The organism is Prevotella sp. MGM1 (assembly GCF_002933775.1).
In the GTDB taxonomy this organism is placed as follows: domain Bacteria; phylum Bacteroidota; class Bacteroidia; order Bacteroidales; family Bacteroidaceae; genus Prevotella.
In genome coordinates this window covers 1-1,770 of record NZ_BEWV01000168.1, presented here as the reverse complement: position 1 = coordinate 1,770, position 1,770 = coordinate 1, and the positions used below count along the sequence as shown (strand labels likewise).

Genomic DNA, 1,770 nt, shown 5'->3' with positions numbered 1-1,770 from the left:
GACGGATTTTTATGTTCACCTGAACATAGCAAGGTATGTTTTCAGCCGCTCAAAATATTTTGAGCATCCCGGAAAACGCCTTGCCCTTGCAGGGGGCGGGCTTCCCCTCCGAAGTCGGGCAGCCTTTCAGACCTACGGTGTATGTGCCTTGAAGCGGCGGCTTATGCCGTCAATCCGCTCCAAAGTAATATGAATGAGAAAAGGAAAAGCAAAGCAGGGAGAAATCCCAAACTTGATCCGGCGGTGTACCGCTACACCGTCCGTTTCAACGAGGAGGAACACAACCGTTTCCTCGCCATGTTCGGGAAATCTGGCGTCTATGCACGGTCGGTTTTCCTGAAAGCGCACTTCTTCGGACAGCCTTTCAAGGTGCTGAAGGTGGACAAGACACTGGTGGACTACTACACCAAGCTGTCGGATTTTCACGCGCAGTTCCGCGCCGTGGGGACGAATTACAACCAAGTGGTGAAGGAACTGAGGCTGCATTTCTCCGAGAAGAAAGCGATGGCGTTGCTCTACAAGCTGGAGCAACATACCATCGAACTCGTAAGACTGAGCCGTCAGATTGTGGAACTTTCAAGAGAATTGGAGGCAAAATGGTCGCAAAAATCAGTGTAGGCAGCTCGTTGTACGGTGCGATTGCCTACAACGGGGAGAAGATTAACGAGGCGCAGGGGCGGCTGCTCACCGCCAACCGCATCTACAATGACGATTCGGGAACGGTGGACATCAACAAGGCGATGGAGGGCTTTCTAACCTTCCTGCAGCCGCAGATGAAGGTGGAGAAACCTGTGGTGCATATCTCGCTTAACCCGCACCCGGAAGATGTGCTGACCGTGCGGGTGGACGAGAACGGAAAATGTATCAGCGACAAGAACGACTACTACCGCAGCAAGTAGATCACCCGTGAGTTGGAGAAGAAATACGGGCTGCACGATGCGGAGCGCAGGAGCCGCCGCCTTGACACGCCATTGCGCAAGGTGGACGCATCGGCTGGCGATGTGAAGAAGCAGGTGGCTAGCACCGTGAAGACTCTGAACGGACAGTACCGTTTTCAGACGATGGGCGAATACCGTGCGCTCCTTTCCCTCTATAACCTGACGGTGGAGGAAGCGAGGGGCAACGTGCGCGGATGGGAGTATCACGGGCTGGTCTATTCCGTCACGGACGACAAGGGCGACAAGGTTGGCACCCCGTTCAAGTCCTCGCTTTTCGGGAAGCCCGTCGGCTATGAAGCCGTGCAAAGGAAGTTCGCACGTTCCAAGCAGGAGATTAAGGACAGGAAACTCGCCGACATGACGAAACGCACCGTCCTTTCCGTACTGCAAGGCACTTATGACAAGGACAGGTTTGTGAGCCAACTCAAAGAGAAGGGTATTGACACCGTGCTGCGCTATACGGAGGAAGGGCGCATCTACGGGGCTACCTTCATCGACCACCGCACGGGATGCGTGCTGAACGGCTCGCGCATGGGCAAGGAGCTTTCGGCGAATGCCTTGCAGGAACACTTCACCCTGCCATACGCAGGACAGCCACCGATACCGCTTCCATCCCGGTAGAAACTACGGACGATACACATAAGGCACACGGGCAGACCGCACACGACCGTGAAGACGTGTCGGGCGGTATGGGCTTGCTCACTCCCGAAGGTCCGGCGGTCAATGCCGAGGAAGAGGCTTTCATCCGTACCATGCAGCGCAGGAAGAAGAAAAAGCGTAATCATTCTATTTTCCGCCACGACAATTTTATCGGCTGTTTTTCAGCCGATAA

At 54.8% G+C, this 1,770-nt stretch carries 2 protein-coding genes and 1 pseudogene; all 3 read left to right on the top strand.

Translation table 11 applies throughout. The features are described 5' to 3' along the window. Nucleotides 1-193: hypothetical protein (locus tag MoGM_RS13315; protein WP_233210188.1), on the top strand; the 193-nt coding region annotated here is incomplete at its 5' end. Beyond that, nucleotides 190-618 carry a conjugal transfer protein MobA gene (gene mobA, locus MoGM_RS06250; RefSeq protein ID WP_104369251.1) on the top strand — a complete coding sequence of 143 codons (429 nt, stop codon included), beginning with the start codon at nt 190-192 and terminating at the stop codon, nt 616-618. The genes MoGM_RS13315 and mobA, both read left to right, overlap by 4 nt. Next, nucleotides 597-1,770, top strand: a pseudogene (locus tag MoGM_RS06245) (relaxase); the annotation flags it as partial. The gene mobA and the pseudogene MoGM_RS06245, both read left to right, overlap by 22 nt.

What these genes read in the sequence shown, in the direction of transcription:
- mobA (WP_104369251.1), top strand. Translation starts at nt 190, where the DNA reads ATGAATGAGAAAAGGAAAAGCAAAGCAGGGAGAAATCCCAAACTTGAT.